At 70.4% G+C, this 16,022-nt stretch carries 16 protein-coding genes; 7 read left to right on the forward strand and 9 right to left on the reverse strand.

The features are described 5' to 3' along the window. Positions 1-2: 2 nt before the first annotated feature. The 3 genes from NON00_RS01300 to ccoN are packed head-to-tail and all read right to left on the reverse strand — an operon-like array spanning position 3 to position 2,428. On the reverse strand, positions 3-185 hold the full coding sequence (locus tag NON00_RS01300) for a cbb3-type cytochrome c oxidase subunit 3 (RefSeq protein WP_256016750.1): 183 nt from the start codon (positions 183-185) through the stop codon (positions 3-5). A gap of 13 nt (positions 186-198) precedes the next feature. Beyond that, a complete protein-coding gene (gene ccoO / locus NON00_RS01305) occupies positions 199-930 on the reverse strand; it encodes a cytochrome-c oxidase, cbb3-type subunit II (protein WP_256016753.1) in 732 nt (243 codons plus the stop codon). 13 nt (positions 931-943) lie between these two features. Beyond that, a complete protein-coding gene (gene ccoN, locus NON00_RS01310) occupies positions 944-2,428 on the reverse strand; it encodes a cytochrome-c oxidase, cbb3-type subunit I (protein ID WP_256016756.1) in 1,485 nt (494 codons plus the stop codon). A gap of 252 nt (positions 2,429-2,680) precedes the next feature. Here ccoN and NON00_RS01315 point away from each other — a divergent pair, with 252 nt between their 5' ends. After that, on the forward strand, positions 2,681-3,481 hold the full coding sequence (locus NON00_RS01315) for a DUF2189 domain-containing protein (RefSeq protein ID WP_256016759.1): 801 nt from the start codon (positions 2,681-2,683) through the stop codon (positions 3,479-3,481). Positions 3,482-3,557: 76 nt separating this feature from the next. Here the strand turns inward: NON00_RS01315 and NON00_RS01320 are convergent, their stop codons facing one another. After that, a complete protein-coding gene (locus NON00_RS01320; RefSeq protein ID WP_256016761.1) occupies positions 3,558-4,049 on the reverse strand; it encodes a GNAT family N-acetyltransferase in 492 nt (163 codons plus the stop codon). 211 nt (positions 4,050-4,260) lie between these two features. Here NON00_RS01320 and NON00_RS01325 point away from each other — a divergent pair, with 211 nt between their 5' ends. The 4 genes from NON00_RS01325 (at position 4,261) to NON00_RS01340 (ending at position 9,332) form a co-directional block, all read left to right on the forward strand. Beyond that, positions 4,261-5,469, forward strand: a complete 1,209-nt coding sequence (locus tag NON00_RS01325) for an amidohydrolase (RefSeq protein ID WP_256016764.1) — start codon at positions 4,261-4,263, stop codon at positions 5,467-5,469. After that, positions 5,466-7,103, forward strand: a complete 1,638-nt coding sequence (locus NON00_RS01330; RefSeq protein ID WP_256016767.1) for an ABC transporter substrate-binding protein — start codon at positions 5,466-5,468, stop codon at positions 7,101-7,103. Before NON00_RS01325 ends, NON00_RS01330 begins: the two co-directional genes overlap by 4 nt. Positions 7,104-7,301: 198 nt before the next feature. Then, positions 7,302-8,294, forward strand: coding sequence for a tripartite tricarboxylate transporter substrate binding protein (locus NON00_RS01335; RefSeq protein ID WP_256016770.1), 993 nt, complete (start codon positions 7,302-7,304; stop codon positions 8,292-8,294). Positions 8,295-8,366: 72 nt separating this feature from the next. Continuing rightward, positions 8,367-9,332, forward strand: a complete 966-nt coding sequence (locus NON00_RS01340; protein WP_256016772.1) for a tripartite tricarboxylate transporter substrate binding protein — start codon at positions 8,367-8,369, stop codon at positions 9,330-9,332. 166 nt (positions 9,333-9,498) lie between these two features. On the opposite strand, the gene NON00_RS01345 is transcribed toward NON00_RS01340, so the two are convergent. After that, a complete protein-coding gene (locus tag NON00_RS01345; protein WP_256016773.1) occupies positions 9,499-10,224 on the reverse strand; it encodes an aspartate/glutamate racemase family protein in 726 nt (241 codons plus the stop codon). Between the two features lie 7 nt (positions 10,225-10,231). Then, complete coding sequence (locus NON00_RS01350; RefSeq protein ID WP_256016776.1) at positions 10,232-10,993, reverse strand: hypothetical protein; 762 nt, start codon at positions 10,991-10,993, stop codon at positions 10,232-10,234. A 135-nt stretch (positions 10,994-11,128) separates the two neighbouring features. Between NON00_RS01350 and NON00_RS01355 the strand changes: the two genes are divergently transcribed. Then, positions 11,129-12,295, forward strand: a complete 1,167-nt coding sequence (locus NON00_RS01355) for a M20/M25/M40 family metallo-hydrolase (RefSeq protein ID WP_256016778.1) — start codon at positions 11,129-11,131, stop codon at positions 12,293-12,295. A gap of 226 nt (positions 12,296-12,521) precedes the next feature. Then, complete coding sequence (locus NON00_RS01360; RefSeq protein ID WP_256016781.1) at positions 12,522-13,493, forward strand: tripartite tricarboxylate transporter substrate binding protein; 972 nt, start codon at positions 12,522-12,524, stop codon at positions 13,491-13,493. A gap of 27 nt (positions 13,494-13,520) precedes the next feature. Here NON00_RS01360 and NON00_RS01365 read toward each other — a convergent pair whose 3' ends face one another. From NON00_RS01365 to NON00_RS01375, 3 genes are all read right to left on the reverse strand, one after another. After that, positions 13,521-14,276: an SDR family NAD(P)-dependent oxidoreductase gene (locus NON00_RS01365; protein WP_256016784.1), complete on the reverse strand. Its 756-nt coding sequence runs from the start codon at positions 14,274-14,276 to the stop codon at positions 13,521-13,523. Then, positions 14,273-15,343: a ketopantoate reductase family protein gene (locus NON00_RS01370; protein WP_256016787.1), complete on the reverse strand. Its 1,071-nt coding sequence runs from the start codon at positions 15,341-15,343 to the stop codon at positions 14,273-14,275. The genes NON00_RS01365 and NON00_RS01370 overlap by 4 nt, the downstream gene beginning before the upstream one ends. Before the next feature lie 163 nt (positions 15,344-15,506). Beyond that, entirely contained in the window at positions 15,507-15,992 is a 486-nt protein-coding gene (locus NON00_RS01375; protein ID WP_256016790.1) for a glutathione peroxidase, read from the reverse strand. Positions 15,993-16,022: the final 30 nt, after the last annotated feature.

The raw sequence follows: 16,022 nt of genomic DNA on the forward strand, positions 1-16,022 counted from the left end.
CGTCAGACGCTCCGATGCGGCTGCCGCGGGCGCGGCGCCTCGTCACGCAGGGGGATGGTCGCCACCGCCTCGTAGGTCCGGCGCGTCCCCGGCCGCATCACCCAGAAGAGGATGAAGGCGAACAGCAGGAAGAACCACACGACCCACAGGGTCTTCAGCAGCGGGTAGAGGGAGACGAGATCCATGGCCGCGGCCCCCTCATTGCTGCCGGACGCGCTCGGGCGTCACATCGCTGAACTTCACCAGCGTGCCGAGCATCTGGAGATAGGAGACGAGCGCGTCCATCTCGGTGATCTCGCGCGCATCGCCATCGAAGACGCCCTGGCGGGCGCGGGCATAGCGGCGGGCGAAGGCGGTGCCGTCCATCTCCGGCCGCGCCTGGGCTTCCAGGTCGGCCTTGGCGTTGGCGATCATCTCGTCCGTGTAGGGCACGCCGACGCTGCGCAGGCCGCGCAGGTGGTATTCCACGTCCCGGTAGTCGAGCGGCCGGTCGAGGAAGGCATAGGGCGGCATCACGCTCTCGGGCACCACGGCGCGCGGGCTGCGCAGATGCGCCGCGTGCCAGTCATCCGAGTAGCGGCCGCCGACGCGGGCGAGGTCCGGCCCCGTGCGCTTGCTGCCCCACTGGAAGGGGTGGTCGTACATGCTCTCGGCGGCGAGGCTGTAGTGGCCATAGCGCTCCAGCTCGTCGCGGAAGGGGCGCACCATCTGGCTGTGGCAGGTGTAGCAGCCCTCGCGGATGTAGATGTTGCGGCCCATCTGCTCGAGCGGCGTGTAGGGGCGGATGCCCTCCACGCGCTCGATCGTCGTCTCCACGGCGAAGAGCGGCACGATCTGCACCAGGCCACCGATGGAGACCGTGATGAGGGAGAGCACCCCCATCAGGATCAGGTTCTTCTCGATCAGCGCGTGGCTGAAGCGGCGGAACATTTTTTTCAGTTCCTTATTCAGCGGCTGCGGGAAGGGCGGCGGTCACGGCGGGCTGCTTCGCCGGCTCGTCGCGCACGGTGCGCCACAGGTTGTAGGCCATGAGGATCGCGCCGGTGAGGTAGAGCACGCCGCCCAGCATGCGGATGACGTAGTAGGGATGCATGGCGGCGACGGTCTCGACGAAGGAATACTGGAGGAAGCCCAGCTCGTCGTAGGAGCGCCACATCAGGCCCTGCATGATGCCCGAGACCCACATCGCGGTGATGTAGAGGACGATGCCGAGCGTCGCGATCCAGAAGTGCCAGTCGGCCAGCTTCTTCGAATACAGCTCGGTCTTGCCCCACAGCCGCGGCACCAGCCAGTAGAGCGCGCCGAAGGTGATGAAGCCGTTCCAGCCCAGCGCGCCGGAATGCACGTGGCCGATCGTCCAGTCCGTATAGTGGGAGAGCGAGTTCACCGCCTTGATCGACATCACCGGCCCCTCGAAGGTGGCCATGGCGTAGAAGCCGACGGCGGCGACGGAGAAGCGCAGCCCCGGATCGGTGCGCAGCTTGTCCCAGGCGCCGGAGAGGGTCATCAGGCCGTTGATCATGCCGCCCCAGGAGGGCATCCACAGCATGATCGAGAACACCATGCCGAGCGTCTGTGCCCAGTCCGGCAGCGCGGTGTAGTGCAGGTGGTGCGGCCCGGCCCAGATGTAGAGGAAGATCAGCGACCAGAAGTGGACGATGGAGAGGCGGTAGGAATAGACCGGCCGCTCCGCCTGCTTCGGGATGAAGTAGTACATGATGCCGAGGAAGCCGGCGGTCAGGAAGAAGCCCACCGCGTTGTGGCCATACCACCACTGGATCATCGCATCCTGCACGCCGGAGGCGGCGACGTAGGACTTCACATGCCCGAGCGACAGCGGCAGCGAGATGTTGTTGCCGATATGCAGCATCGCGACGGTGAGGATGAAGGCGAGGAAGAACCAGTTCGCCACATAGATATGCGGCTCCTCGCGCTTGATGATCGTGCCGCCGAAGGCAACCAGGTAGGTCACCCAGACGACCGTCAGCCAGAGGTCCACATACCATTCGGGCTCGGCGTATTCCTTGCCCTGGGTGACGCCCAGCACATAGCCCAGCGCCGCCATCACGATGAAGAACTGGTAGCCCGCGAAGAGGAACCAGCCCATCTCATCCCCGCCGAAGAGGCGGGCGCGGCAGGTCCGCTGCACGACATAGAGGCTGGTGCAGAGCAGCGCGTTGCCGCCGAAGGCGAAGATCACCGCGCTGGTGTGCACGGGGCGGAGCCGGCCGAAGGTGGTCCACTCCAGGTCGAGGTTCAGCAGCGGGAAGGCGAGCTGCGACGCGACGACGACACCCACCAGGAAGCCGACGATGCCCCAGAACATGGTGGCGATGGCCAGCGCCTTGATCGGCCCTTCCACATACGAATCCTGCCGCAGGGTGCCGATCTCGGCGGCGAGGCGCGCGGCGTGGCCTCCTTCTGGCATCGTTTTGTCTCCGTCCAGCCCCGGGGGAGCCGCCCCCGCGCGGTCGCACGCCGGGCGTCGGGGCCGGGGCGCGCTGCTGCCGCAGGGAAGCCGATGGCGGCGCAGCTTGTCCTTGATGCGCATCAAGTTTCCGGGAAGGGTTCCGGGGCTAGGCTGCCGCGGGCCAGTCCTGCCCAGGACGGCAAGACGGGGCGGCAAGGCAGACAAGACAGGCAAGACTGGCAAGACAGACAAGACTGGGAGGCAAAGACCATGAACAGCACGCAGAGCCACGCCCCGCCCGCCGGTTCCCTGGAAGGCCCGCTGCCCCGCCCGCGCGAGGTGCCGCATGACCAGCCCTGGGTCTGGCTCTCCGCCGGGTGGAACGACCTCTGGGCCAATCCGGGCCTTGGGCTCACCTATGGCGCGGTGCTGGCGGCGGCGGGCTGGGCGCTCTGCCTCTTCGCCCAGCAGGCGCATATGCTCTGGGTGATCCTGCCGGGCACGGCGGGCTTCTTCCTGGTGGCGCCGCTGCTGGCCGCCGGGCTCTACGAGGCCTCCCGCCGCCGCCAGGCCGGGGAGCCGGCGGGCTGGTCCGGCGTGGCGGAGGGCTTCCGCCGCAATGGCTCGCAGCTGGCCTTCATGGGGGTGGTGCTGCTGCTGATCCACCTCTTCTGGGTGCGGCTGGCGGGGCTGCTCTTCGCCCTCTGCTTCGGGCCGGGCTTCGCGCCCTCGCTGGAGATGCTGCCGCTGGCCATGCTGCGGGAGGAGCGGCTGATTCCCTTCCTCATCGCCGGCACCGCCACGGGGGCGCTGCTGGCCGCCCTCACCTTCGGCATTTCCGCCCTCTCCATCCCGATGCTGATCGAGCGCGACATCTCGGCGGTGGAGGCCATCATCGCCTCCTGGCAGGGGGTGATGGAGAACTGGCGGCCGATGGCGCTCTGGGCCGGGCTGATCGTCCTTTTCACCGGCCTGGCGCTGATCCCGTTCTTCCTCGGCCTCGTGGTGGCCCTGCCGCTGATCGGCCACGCCACCTGGCACGCCTACCGCGACATCTACCCGCCCAACTGAAGGCGGGGACACTGAAGGCGGGGTCTGGGGAGGCCCTGCCTCCCCAGCGGGGGCCTGGGGGCGGCGCCCCCAGCCTTCAGACCGTCCGGGTCATGAACACCAGATCCAGCCAGCGCCCGAATTTCCGCCCCACCTCGCCGAGCCGCCCGGCCTCCACGAAGCCCGCCTTGCGGTGCAGGGCGATGGAGGCGGTATTCCCCGCCTCGATGGCCCCCACCATCACATGCAGCCCGGCGGCGCGGGCGCGCTCCAGCAGCGCGGCCAGCAGCGCCGAGCCCAGGCCGCGGCCCTGCGCGGCGGGGTCCACGTAAATCGAGTGCTCCACCGTCTGCGCATAGCCGGCGAAGGGCCGGAAATCGCCATAGCTGGCGAAGCCCAGGATCGTATCGCCCTCCGCCACCACCAGCACCGGCAGGCCACGGCCCTGCCGCTCCCGCAGCCAGGACAGGCGCGCCTCCAGCGTCGCCTCCTCCGTGTGCCAGACCGCCAGCGTCTCCCGGATCGCCTGATTCAGGATCGCCAGAATGGCGGGAAGATCAGCCTCGGTGGCGTCGCGGATCTCGGGCATGGGCCGTCCATTGATTTGAAAAATAACTGAAAAAATCTGGGGGAATGAATTCCCCCAGGCCCCCTTCTTCTCTCTGCCAGGGCCGGGCGCCGATGGCGCCCGGCATCAGGAATTCCATCATAGGGGACAAAAATCCATAATAAGCGCCGGTTGACCGGCGGCAAGCCGCGCCGCAGTTTGCACCCCCTGCGGGACCACCGGGAGAAAGACCATGCGGCAGGATATCCTCGACGCGATCAAAGCCTTCGAGCCGGAACTGAAAGAGATCCGGCAGGATATCCACCGCCACCCGGAAACCCGCTTCGAGGAGCACCGCACCGCCGCCCTCGTCGCCGAGAAGCTGCGCGGCTGGGGGATCGAGGTGGCCACCGGCATCGGCGGCACCGGCGTCGTCGGCACGCTGAAGGGCAGGCGGCCGGGGCAGCGCGCCATCGGCCTGCGCGCCGACATGGACGCGCTGTTCATCCAGGAAGAGAACGGCTTCGCCCACGCCTCCACCGTGCCGGGCAAGATGCACGCCTGCGGGCATGACGGGCACACGGCCATGCTGCTCGGCGCCGCGAAGTATCTGGCCGGCAGCCCGGATTTCGCCGGCACCGTGCATTTCATCTTCCAGCCCGCCGAGGAAGCCGGCACCGGCGCCGCGGCCATGATCCGCGACCAGCTCTTCACCCGCTTCCCGGTGGACTCGGTCTACGGCATGCACAATTCGCCGGGGCTGCCGGTCGGCACCTTCGCCACCCGGCCCGGGCCGGTGCTGGCGGGGGCGGATTTCTGGGGCGTGGAGTTCCACGGCACCGGCGGCCATGGCGGCGGCGCGCCGCACCTCGCCACCGATGCCACCGTGGTGCTCGGGCATTTCCTGCTGGCCCTCCACACCATCCTGCCGCGCAACCTGCACCCCACGGCCAGCGCCGCCCTCTCGGTGGGCCATGTGGCGGGCGGCAGCTACGGCTCGCCCAACGTCATGCCCTCCAAGGTGGTGGTGCGCGGCACCGCCCGCTATTTCGAGAAGGGCGACCAGGCCATCATCCGCCGCCGCCTGCAGGAGCTGGCCGAGACCCTGGCCGCCGCCCAGGGCTGCACCGCCACGCTGAGCTATGAGGAGCTCTGCCCCCCCACCGTCAACGCGGCGGAGAAGGTGCCGGTGGCCGTGGCCGCCGCCGCCGCCCTGGTGGGGCAGGACAAGGTGGGGGAGGTCACCCTCTCCACCGGCGGCGAGGACTTCGCCTTCATGCTGCGGGAGAAGCCGGGCGTCTTCATGCGCATCGGCAATGGCGTGAACCCGGACGGCAGCTTCCACAACGTCCACACGCCGAAATACGACTTCAATGACGCGATCCTGGGCCTCGGCGCCGCCTACTGGGCGAGCCTGGTGCAGCAGGAACTGGGCTGGACCGAGGAGGAGAACCAGGCATGAGCCGCAACCCCACCACCCCCGCGCGGCGCGCGCCTGGCACCCCGCGGCGCGCCCTGCTGGCCGCGGCCGGCGCCATCGCCCTGCTGGCCGGGACCGCCGCCCCGGCGCGGGCCCAGGGGCAGACCCAGGGGCAGACGCTGACCATGGGCATCTCCGCCCCGCCGGCCAGCATCGACCCGCATTACTACACGCTGACGCCGAGCATCATGCTCTCGCACCATATCTTCGACACGCTGGTGAAGCGGGACGAGAATGCGCGGCTGGTGCCGGGGCTGGCCGAATCCTGGCGCGCGGTGGACCCCACCACCTGGGAATTCCGCCTGCGCGAGGGCATCACCTTCCACAATGGCGCGCCGCTGACGGCGGAGGATGTGGCCTATAGCCTGAAGCGCGTGCCGACGGTGCAGAGCCCCTCCAGCTTCGCCGTCTATACCCGCGCCATCACCGGCATCGAGGTGGTGGACGCCCGCACCCTGCGCCTCAAGACGGCGGCCCCCTATCCGCTGCTGCCGAGCGATGTGGCCGCCATCTTCATCCTGCCGCGCGGCCTTGGGGAGAATGTCGCCTCCGCCAGCTTCAACAGCCCGCAGGTGGCGGTGGGCACGGGGCCGTTCCGCTTCGTCGCCTATGCGCCGAATGACCGCGTCACCCTCCAGCGCCATGACGGCTACTGGGGCAGCAAGCCCGAGTGGGAGAAGGTGGACTACCGCATCATCACCAATGCCGGCTCGCGCGTGGCCGCGCTGCTCTCGGGCGATGTGGCGATGATCGACAACGTCCCCACCCAGGACCTGGCGCGCATGCGCAAGGATGACCGGGTGAACGTGGTGGAGGGCACCAGCCTGCGGCTGATCTTCCTCGGCCTCGACACCTCCCGCGAGGGCGACACGCCGGACATCACCGGCCCGAATGGCGAGAAGCTGGGCAAGAACCCGCTGCAGGACCGCCGCGTGCGCGAGGCGCTGTCCATCGCCATCAACCGCGAGGCCATCGCCAGCCGGGTGATGGAGGGCTCCTCCATCCCCGCCGGGCAGTTCATGCCGCAGGGCGCCTTCGGCTACGACCCTGGCATTCCCGTGCCGCGCTTCGACCCTGAGCGGGCGAGGAAGCTGCTGGCCGAGGCCGGCTATCCCAACGGCTTCACCATCACCCTGCGCGGCCCGAATGACCGCTACGTCAATGACGGGCAGATCATCCAGGTGGTGGCGCAGATGTGGACGCGCATTGGCATCAAGACCACCGTCGATGCCCAGCCGCTGGCCACGCTGATCGGCCGCCTCAACCGCTTCGACTCCTCGGCCTATCTGCTGGGCTGGAGCAACTCGACGGGCGAGCCCTCCACCTCGCTGCGCGCCGTGCTCGGCACCCGCTCGCAGGAGCGCGGGCTGGGCCTGTCCAATTTCGGCCGCTACTCCAACCCGGCGATGGACGACATCACCGCCCGCGGCCTGCTCAGCCTCGACGATGCCGAGCGCGAGAAGCTGATGCAGGAGGCCATGCGCAGCGCCATGCAGGAGACGGGCATCATCCCCATCCACACCCAGAAGAGCATCTGGGCGCTGAAGCGCGGCCTCACCTACATACCGCGCGTCGATGAAATGACCCTGGCCACCGAAGTGCGCACCACCCGCTGATTTCCTCCGGTTTGGCGTCCCGCCTCAGACCTGCGGCGGGACGCCGGCTGAAAAAGTTTTTTGGTTCTTTTTTCCAAAAAAGAACCTTCTTTTCCTTAACTTTTTCCTGAGGCACCGCGCCCGGCGCAATCCGCTTGCCCGCCCGCGCCCGGATCCGGCAGGAGACGGATCAAAGCCTGCCGCCGGGAAAAGACCGTCATGCCGCACCTGCCTCGCCGGGCGCTGCTCGGCGCTGTTGCCCTGCCTTTCCTCGCGCGCCGCGCGCGGGCCGCCGCCTGGCCCAGCCGGCCCGTGCGCGTCATCGTGCCCTTCGCCGCCGGTGGCACGACCGACATCGCCGCCCATATCCTGGCCGACCACCTGCGCCGCCGCCTGGGCGAGCCCTTCCGCGTGGAGAACCGCCCCGGTGCCGCCGGCAATCTGGGCGCCGACCACGTCGCCCGCGCCGAGCCGGATGGCCATACCCTGCTGATGCAGGGGCCCTCCTCCGGCGCCATCAACCATGTGCTCTATGGCGCCGCCATGCCCTTCCGGCCTGAGGCGCTGGCCAGCATCGGCCTGCTGATGCGCGTGCCCAATATCATCCTGACCAGCCCCGGCCTGCCGGCCCGCACCCTGACGGAGCTGGTGGTGCTGGCGAAGCGCCGGCCGGGGCAGCTCACCATCGGCTCCTCCGGCTTCGGCACCACGCTGCACATGACCGGGGAATTGCTGAAGGTCGAGGCCGGCCTCCAGCTCAGCCACCTGCCCTTCCGCGGCGCCGCGCCCATGCTGGAGGAACTGGCGGCGGAGCGCGTGGACGTGGCGGTGGACAACCTGCCCTCCGCCCTGCGGCTGGTGCGGGAGAAGAAGATCCGCCCGCTCGCCGTCACCTGCCCCGCGCGCTGCCCCGCCCTGCCCGGCGTGCCCACCACCGCCGAGGCCGGGCTGCCCCGCGTCGAGGCCACCGCCTGGTTCGGCCTCCAGGCCCCGGCCGCCACCCCGCGCGGCGTGATCGACACGCTGAACGCCGAGCTGAACAGCTTCATCGCCACCCCCGCGAGCTGGGGCAGGCTGGCCGAGATGGGGGCGCTGAAACCCGGCCTCACCCCCGGCGGCGGCACCAGCCCCGCCGCCTTCGATGCCTTCCTGGCCGCCGAGATGCGCAAATGGGCCGAAGTGGCGCGCCGCTCCGGCACGCGGGTGAACTGAGCGCCACCCCCGCTTGCTGCGACAGCCGGGCACGTCTAGGGATTGGGGAGAACGTTCAAGAAGGATCGCGCAATGACGCTCTCCCGCCGCCTCGTGCTGGCCGGGGCCGGCCTGCTGGCCACGCCTTCCCTGCTGCGCGCCCAGCCCGCCTATCCCAGCCGCCCCATTCGCCTCGTGGTGCCCTTCCCCGGTGGCGGCGCCACCGATGTGACCGCCCGCGTCATCGGCGAGCGGCTGAGCCCCCTCCTCGGCCAGCCGGTGGTGGTCGATAACCGCCCCGGCGCCGGCGGGCTGCTCGGCTGCGACATGGTCGCCAAGGCCGAGCCGGATGGCCACACCCTGCTGATGTGCACCATCGGCACCGCCAGCATCAACCAGTACCTCTACAGCAAGATGCCCTATGACCCGCGCGACCTCGCGCCGGTCGCGCTGGTGAACTCGCTGGCCAATGTCGTCGTCGTCCCCGCCAACAGCCGCATCCGCGATATCCGCCAGCTGCTGGAAGCTGGGAAGAAGGAGGACATGACCTATGGCACCCCGGGCAATGGCACCTCCGGCCATATGTGCGGCGAGCTGATGAAGGTCCGCACCGGCACGAAGTTCACGCATGTGCCCTATCGCGGCAGTGCCACGGTGATCCCGGACCTGATCGCCGGCCGCATCGACCTCGCCGTGGACAACCTGCCGCCCTACCTGCCGCATATCCAGGAAGGCCGCCTGCGCGCCCTGGCGGTGACCAGCAAGGCCCGCTGGTTCGCCCTGCCCGACGTGCCGAGCATGGCCGAGGCCGGGGTGGAAGGCTTCGAGGCCGAAGCCTGGTTCGGCCTCCAGGCCCATGCCCGCACGCCGAAGGCGATCACCGAGCGCCTCTCCGGCCTGGTGCTCGATATCTGCAAGGAGGCCGGCGCCATCACCCGCCTGCGCGATGTCGGCTCCGAGCCGCGCCCGCTCGACGCCGCCGCCTTCGGCCGCTTCATCGAGGCCGAGAACGCGAAGTGGAAAGAGGTCGTCCGCGTCTCGGGGGCGAAGCTCGATTGAACGCTTCCGGGGAGGCTCCGCCTCCCCGAACCCCTCCGCCGGGGGGACAGGGTCCCCCCGGACCCCGCCATCAGTTTGGCGCCCACTGATCGCGGGGTCCCCAGAGGAGATTTGGGGTGGCCGTGCCACCCCGGCGGGGGTCAGGGGGCAGCGCCCCCTGCCGCGCTTACCGCAGCAGCGACTCCAGCGCCGGGCTGACCCCGCTCACCTGCCGCCCGCGCGGCGGCGCCATGCTGCCGGCGCTGGCCTTGGGCAGGCCCAGCCCCACCATGGCCTCGGCCAGCTTCACCGCGCAGGCGATGCCGTCCAGCAGCGGCACCGGGCTGTCCGGGATGCGCGCGGCCATACCGGCCAGGGCGGCGCCGCCCAGGATCACACTGTCAGCCCCCTGCGCCACCATGCGGGCGATGCTCTCCGCCACCAGGGCGCGCACGCGCTCCGGCTCGCGCACCGCGTCCTGCGGCGTGGCGGCCACGCCCTCCAGCGCCGCCAGCCGCCCGGACAGGCCGTGCCGCCCGACCAGCTCGCGATAGGTCTCCACCCCGCCCAGCGTCACCAGCCCGAAGCGCGCCCCCACCATGCAGGCGGTCAGGCAGGCGGCCTCCGTCATGCCCAGCACCGGGCAGGGCATGATCTGCCGCGCCGCCTCCAGCGCCGTGTCATGGCTGACAGCCAGCACCACGGCATCCACCTGCCCGGCATGCTCGGCCAGCAGTTCCAGCAGCGCGTGGCCGGCGATGATGTTCTCCGCCCGCGTCGAGATGGCGGCGGCGCCGAAGCGCGGCGTGGCGGGGAGGATCTCCGTCCCCGGCGCGGCGACGGCACGGCCGGCGGCGGCGCAGAGTTCGGAGATCGCCACGGTGGTGTTGGCGTTGGCGACGAGGATGCGCATGGCGGGTTCAGCTTTCAGCGGCGAGCACGGCGAAGGGTCCGCCCTCCAGGCGGGAGGGCGTGGCGCGCAGCGGCAGCGCGGAGAGCCCCGGCGCCCGGCTGGCCCAGACCAGGAAGGGGTTGACCGCCAGCACATCACCGGGGCGCAGCGGCAGCTTCAGCGGCAGGCCAGGCTCGGCCGCCACCAGCTCCAGCGAGGCCAGGGCGCCGCCCAGCGCCGCCGGGTCCAGCGCCGCGCGGTCACAGCGGGCGGAGAAAGTGCCGCCCGACACGGCGAAGACCGGCAGCGCCAGATCCCCCCCGCTCGGCAGCGGGCGGTAGAGCACCTCCAGCGCCGCGCGGTCGGAACCGAGAAGGATGTTGTGCAGCGCGGCGGCGGAGAGCAGGGCGATCTCCGTCGGCTCGCGGCAGAGCAGCAGCAGGATGTCGCACGGCTCGGTGTGCCAGGGGCCGGTGGCGGCGGGCACGGCGGCGGGGCGGCCCAGCCGGCTGCCCAGCAGGCCGAGCAGCGCCATCGGCTCCGCCGGGCAGGGCAGGCCGCGCAGCAGCGCGAAACCCTGGCCATGGCCCAGCCGCTCCACCACCTGCCCGAGCAGGGGGGAGAGCCGCGCCAGCGGCGCGCCCGGCGTGGCCAGCGCCGATTCGATCTCGGCCGCGGTGCCGGCGCCGAGCGGCAGCATCCAGTCCGCCGGCGAGAGCGCCTCGCCGGTCCAGAGATGCGGCCCGGCCTGCGGCACGATGCGGCGGGGGGGAACATAATCTGTCGTCATCAGGACGGATGATGGCGCAGCCGGGGCGCGGATGCACCATCGCGCTTTCGCGCGCGGCCCCCTTGCGGAGCGCCCCCACCCGGCCGCAGGCTGCGGCACCGAGCACCGCCACGCTTCCCAGGACAGGAGAGCACGATGGACGCCGAGACACCCCCGGCCGAGCAGCCCGAGGCCCTGCGCGCCCTCGCCCTGCCCTTCGAGACGGAGGCCCTGCTGGCCGGGCTGCGCCCCTGGGTGGAATGCGAGAGCCCGACCTACGATGCCGCGGCGGTCAACCGCATGATGTCCGTGGCGGCGCGCGACCTCGCCCTGCTCGGCGCCCGCATCGAGCGCATTCCCGGCCGGATGGGCTTTTCCGACTGCATCCGCGCCCGCTTCCCCCACCCGGACGGGGAGATGGAGGGGGGCATCCTCGTGCTCGCCCATCTCGATACGGTGCACCCGGTGGGGACGCTGAAAGCCCTGCCCTTCCGGCGTGACGGCGCGCGCTGCTTCGGCCCCGGCATCTGCGACATGAAGGGCGGCACCTATGTCGCGGTGCAGGCCATGGCGGCCATCATCCAGGCCGGCATCGCCACGCGCCGCCCCGTCACCTTCCTGCTCACCGGCGATGAGGAGGTGGGCAGCCCCTCCACCCGCGACCTGATCGAGGCCGAGGCCAGCCGGCACGAGGTGGTGCTGGTGCCCGAGCCCGCCCAGCGCGACGGCGGCGTGGTGACGGGGCGCTACGCCATCGCCCGCTTCAACCTGCGCGTCACCGGCCGGCCGAGCCATGCCGGCGCCGCCCTCTCCGACGGGCGCAGCGCCATCCGCGAGATGTGCCGCCAGGTGCTGGCCATCGAGGCGATGACCACCGAGTCCTGCACCTTCTCCGTCGGCGTCGTGCATGGCGGGCAATGGGTGAACTGCGTCGCCACCCATTGCGACGCCGAGGCCCTGACCATGGCCCGCCGGCAGGAGGATCTGGACCGCGCGGTGGAGAAGATGCTCAGCCTCTCCGCCCAGGGCGATGTGCTGCTGGAGGTGCGCCGCGGCGTCACCCGCCCCGTCTGGGAGCCGGACGAGGCGACTCTGGCGCTGTATCGCATGGCGCAGGGCCTGGCCGGGCGGCTCGGCCTGCCGCTGCCCCATGACAGCGCCGGCGGCGGCTCGGACGGCAATTTCACCGGCGCCCTGGGCATCCCGACGCTGGACGGCCTCGGCCTCCAGGGCGCGGGCATCCATACGCTCCAGGAGCATATCCTGGTGGACAGCCTCGTCCCCCGCGCCCGCCTCTTCGCCGGGCTGCTGGCCAGCGTGTGAGATTTTTTCTGTCAGGGAAGAATGTTCTTTTTTGAAAAAAAGAACCAAAAAACTTTTTTTCAGTTGAGCGGCCCGCTGTGACGGGAGACGGCGGCAGCCTGAAAGAAAGTCTTTTTGCTTCTTTTTCTTCAGAAAAAGAAGATTTTTTCTACATAAACCGCCATTGACGCCCCATCATATTGCATCGCAGCATCCGCTTTCCTCACCGATTCGGATGCTGCCCCGCATGCTGACGCGCCGCGCCGCCCTCACGCTTCCCGCCCTCCTGGCCATGCCGGCGCTCGCCCAGGCGCCCTGGCCCAGCCGCCCGGTGCGGATGGTGGTGCCCTTCGCCGCCGGTGGCAGCACGGATGTCTCCACCCGCCTGCTCGCGCCGAAGATGCAGGAGGTGCTGGGCCAGCCCGTCGTCATCGAGAACCGCGCCGGGGCCGGCGGCACGCTGGGTTCGGATGCCGTGGCGAAGTCCCCGGCGGATGGCTCGGTCTTCCTGATGGGCACCATCTCCACCCATGTCCTCGCCGTCGGTCTCTACCGCGAGCGCCTGCCCTATGACCCGGTGAAGGACTTCACCGCCGTGGCGCCCACGGTGCTGGTGCCCATCTGCATCACCGTGCATCCCTCGCTGGGGGTGAGGACGCTGGCGGAACTGATCGCGCTGCTGAAGGCCAATCCGGGCAAGTATGCCTATGGCACGGGCGGGGCCGGCGGCTCGGCGCATATCGCGGCCGTCAGCTTCCTCAACGCCATCGGCGCCGAGGCCACGCATGTGCCCTATCGCGGCAGCGCGCCGATGATGAACGACCTGGTGGCGGGGCTGGTGGGCATCGGCTTCGACACCCCGGCGCTGATCGCCCAGCACCACAAGAGCGGCGCGCTGCGCTGCCTGGCCATCGCCACGGATGAGCACTCCACCCTGATGCCGGAGGTGCCGACCGCCGCCGAGGCCGGGCTGCCGGGCTACAAGGCCTATTCCTGGTTCGGCGTCTTCGCCCCCGCCGGCACCCCCGCCCCCATCGTGGCACGGATGAACGAGGCGGTGCGCGCCGCCGTCACCGACACCGCCACCACCCAGCGGCTGAAGGAGATGGAACTGCCCCCCATCGAGAAGGGCAGCCCCGCCGATTTCGCCGCCTTCCTGAAGAGCGAACTCGACCTCTGGGTGCCGCTGGTGCGCGCCAGCGGCGCCACGGCCGATTGAGGCGAAGCCCGATCAGGGCGGGGGGCGCTATTTCCCCCCGTCCACGCTCAGCACCTGCCCGCTGATCCACTTCGCCCGCTCGCTGGCGAGGAAGGTAACGGCATCGGCGATATCCTGCGCCTCGCCCAGGCGGCGCAGCGCGATGCCCTCCACCAGCCGCTTCTGCCCCTCCGCGCCATAGCTCTCGAACTGCGCGATGGAGGCGGGGTTGGAGGGGATGAAGCCCGGCGCCACCGAATTCACCCGGATGCCATGCGGGCCGAGTTCATGCGCCAGTTGCCGCGTCAGCCCCACCAGCCCGTGCTTGGCGGCGCAATAGGCCTGGATGCCGGTCAGGCTGCGCTGCAGCCCGGCGCCGGAGGATATCGTCACGATCGCCCCGCGCCCGGCGCGCTTCATCCCCGGCGCGGCGGCGGCGCAGAGGTTGAAGCAGGCATGCAGGTTGATGTCGAACAGGGCGTGCCAGTCCGCCTCCGGCACCTCGTCCACCGGGCGCATCACCTGGCCGCGCACGCCACCCGCATTGGCCACCAGCACGCCGAGCGGCGCGCCGGCGGCTGCCTCCACCCGGCCGATCCAGCCGCGCGCCGCGCCGGGGGCCGTCAGGTCGAAGGCCTCGGTGGCGATCGCCGTGCCCCCGGCGGTGGCCGCAAGCTCTTCCGCCGAGAGGTCGCAGGCGAAGACCCGCGCGCCCATCGCCGCGAAATCCCGCGCGATGACCTGGCCGAAGCCGTGCCCGGCCCCCGTCACCGCCACCACCACGCCGTCGAAGCGGATGTTCATGGCGCCAGAAGCTCCTTCAGAAGAAGCTCCGTCAGATTGGCGTCGGCCATCGGGCGCGCGCCGGTTTCGCAGGCATGGACCTGGGCGATCAGCCGGTCCAGCGCCGGGGTGGGGATGGCGTGGCGCCGCCCGGCCTCGGCCACCGGCAGAAGCTGGGCATCCACCTCCGTCCGGCGCCGCCGTACCCAGAGGTCGCGCCAGATGCCGGAATGCGTCTTCGCATTCGGCCGGTTGAAGGCGACCATGGCCGCCACGCTGGCCGCCGCCGCCGCCTCCGCCGCGCCGGGGGCGAAGGCCGCCGGGTCGAAACCGTTGAAGCCGAGCGGCGTGACGCCCTCCGCCGCCGCCACGCGCATCACCTCCGTGCCCAGCTCGCGCCAGAGCGGCAGCAGTTCCGGCCGCGCCAGCGCGTCGGCGATGCCCTTCTCGCCGATGCCCTGGGCGAAGAGCATCGCCGCATAACCCAGCTTGCCCCAGAGGTAGCCCTGGATATTGCCGGTGGTGACGGCATTCGGCTCGAACAGCGCCAGCAGGCGGTGCAGCGCCTCCAGCCGGGGGGTGATGCGGCCATCGAGTTCGCCCAGCACCAGGGCGCCGCGCCCGCCATAGAGCACGCGCCCCGGCGCCAGCCAGTCCGCGCTGAAATTGACGAAGGCACCCACCGTGCGCGCCGCCCCCACCACCTCCGCGATCACCGGCTCGCACAGCCCGTTCTGGAGGGAGACGACAAAGCCATCCTCCGCCAGATGCGGCAGCAGGGCGCGCGCCGCCTCCGCCGTGTGCTGCGCCTTCACGCAGAGCAGCACGCGGCGGAAGCGGCCCTTCATCGTCTCCGGCGTCCAGGCCGGGGCGTGGATGGTGTGGTTTTCGATCGGCCCCTCGATGGCGAGGCCGCGCGCCGGGTCGCGGATGGCGGCGACATGCTCCGCCTCGATATCGCAGAACACCACCGCGTGGCCGGCGCGCACCAGCGCCGCCCCGACGGTGCCACCGATCGCCCCCGCGCCCCAGACCAGCACGGGCCCCGCCATGCCCTGCGCCGCGGCGCTCTCTTCCTTCAGTGCCATCGGGATTCGCCCCCTTGTTCCGGGAAAGGCTGCGAAAGCCGTGGCGCTCCGTCAATCCGGCATGATTTTTTCAGGCTGCCGCCGTCTCCCGTCACAGCGGGCCGCCAAACTGAAAAAGTTTTTTGGTTCTTTTTTCCAAAAAAGAACTCTTTTCTTTTCCTTCTTACAAAATCTTCTCGATCGCCTCCCGCAGCGCCTCCGGCTTGGTGGCGGGGGCGAAGCGGTCCACCACCTCGCCCTGGCGGTCGATGAGGAACTTGGTGAAGTTCCACTTGATCCCCTCGGTGCCGAACAGGCCCGGCCGCGCCACCTTGAGCGCGCGGAAGAGGGGATGCGCCCCGGCGCCATTGACCTCGACCTTGGCGAAGAGGGGAAAGCTCACCTGGAAGCGCGTGGCGCAGAAGGTAGCGATGCTGGCGTCATCCCCCGGCTCCTGGTTGCCGAACTGGTTGCAGGGGAAGGCCAGCACGTTGAAGCCGCGCGGCCCGTAGTCGCGCTGAAGCTGTTCCAGCCCGGCATATTGCGGGGTGAAGCCGCAGGCGCTGGCGGTGTTCACCACCAGCAGCACCTGCCCCTGATAGGCCGCGAGCGGGATGGTTTCCCCATCCGGGCGGCGGGCGGAAAGATCGGCGAGGGGCAGGGCGGACATGGCGGGGGTTCTCCCGGAGGATGGGGTTGC

The sequence above is a fragment of the Roseomonas sp. GC11 genome, assembly GCF_024437745.1.
Taxonomy (GTDB): domain Bacteria; phylum Pseudomonadota; class Alphaproteobacteria; order Acetobacterales; family Acetobacteraceae; genus Pseudoroseomonas.

Coding starts and splice junctions, on each gene's coding strand:
- NON00_RS01300 (WP_256016750.1), bottom strand. CDS start 185: ATGGATCTCGTCTCCCTCTACCCGCTGCTGAAGACCCTGTGGGTCGTG.
- ccoO (WP_256016753.1), bottom strand. CDS start 930: ATGTTCCGCCGCTTCAGCCACGCGCTGATCGAGAAGAACCTGATCCTG.
- ccoN (WP_256016756.1), bottom strand. CDS start 2,428: ATGCCAGAAGGAGGCCACGCCGCGCGCCTCGCCGCCGAGATCGGCACC.
- NON00_RS01315 (WP_256016759.1), top strand. CDS start 2,681: ATGAACAGCACGCAGAGCCACGCCCCGCCCGCCGGTTCCCTGGAAGGC.
- NON00_RS01320 (WP_256016761.1), bottom strand. CDS start 4,049: ATGCCCGAGATCCGCGACGCCACCGAGGCTGATCTTCCCGCCATTCTG.
- NON00_RS01325 (WP_256016764.1), top strand. CDS start 4,261: ATGCGGCAGGATATCCTCGACGCGATCAAAGCCTTCGAGCCGGAACTG.
- NON00_RS01330 (WP_256016767.1), top strand. CDS start 5,466: ATGAGCCGCAACCCCACCACCCCCGCGCGGCGCGCGCCTGGCACCCCG.
- NON00_RS01335 (WP_256016770.1), top strand. CDS start 7,302: ATGCCGCACCTGCCTCGCCGGGCGCTGCTCGGCGCTGTTGCCCTGCCT.
- NON00_RS01340 (WP_256016772.1), top strand. CDS start 8,367: ATGACGCTCTCCCGCCGCCTCGTGCTGGCCGGGGCCGGCCTGCTGGCC.
- NON00_RS01345 (WP_256016773.1), bottom strand. CDS start 10,224: ATGCGCATCCTCGTCGCCAACGCCAACACCACCGTGGCGATCTCCGAA.
- NON00_RS01350 (WP_256016776.1), bottom strand. CDS start 10,993: ATGACGACAGATTATGTTCCCCCCCGCCGCATCGTGCCGCAGGCCGGG.
- NON00_RS01355 (WP_256016778.1), top strand. CDS start 11,129: ATGGACGCCGAGACACCCCCGGCCGAGCAGCCCGAGGCCCTGCGCGCC.
- NON00_RS01360 (WP_256016781.1), top strand. CDS start 12,522: ATGCTGACGCGCCGCGCCGCCCTCACGCTTCCCGCCCTCCTGGCCATG.
- NON00_RS01365 (WP_256016784.1), bottom strand. CDS start 14,276: ATGAACATCCGCTTCGACGGCGTGGTGGTGGCGGTGACGGGGGCCGGG.
- NON00_RS01370 (WP_256016787.1), bottom strand. CDS start 15,343: ATGGCACTGAAGGAAGAGAGCGCCGCGGCGCAGGGCATGGCGGGGCCC.
- NON00_RS01375 (WP_256016790.1), bottom strand. CDS start 15,992: ATGTCCGCCCTGCCCCTCGCCGATCTTTCCGCCCGCCGCCCGGATGGG.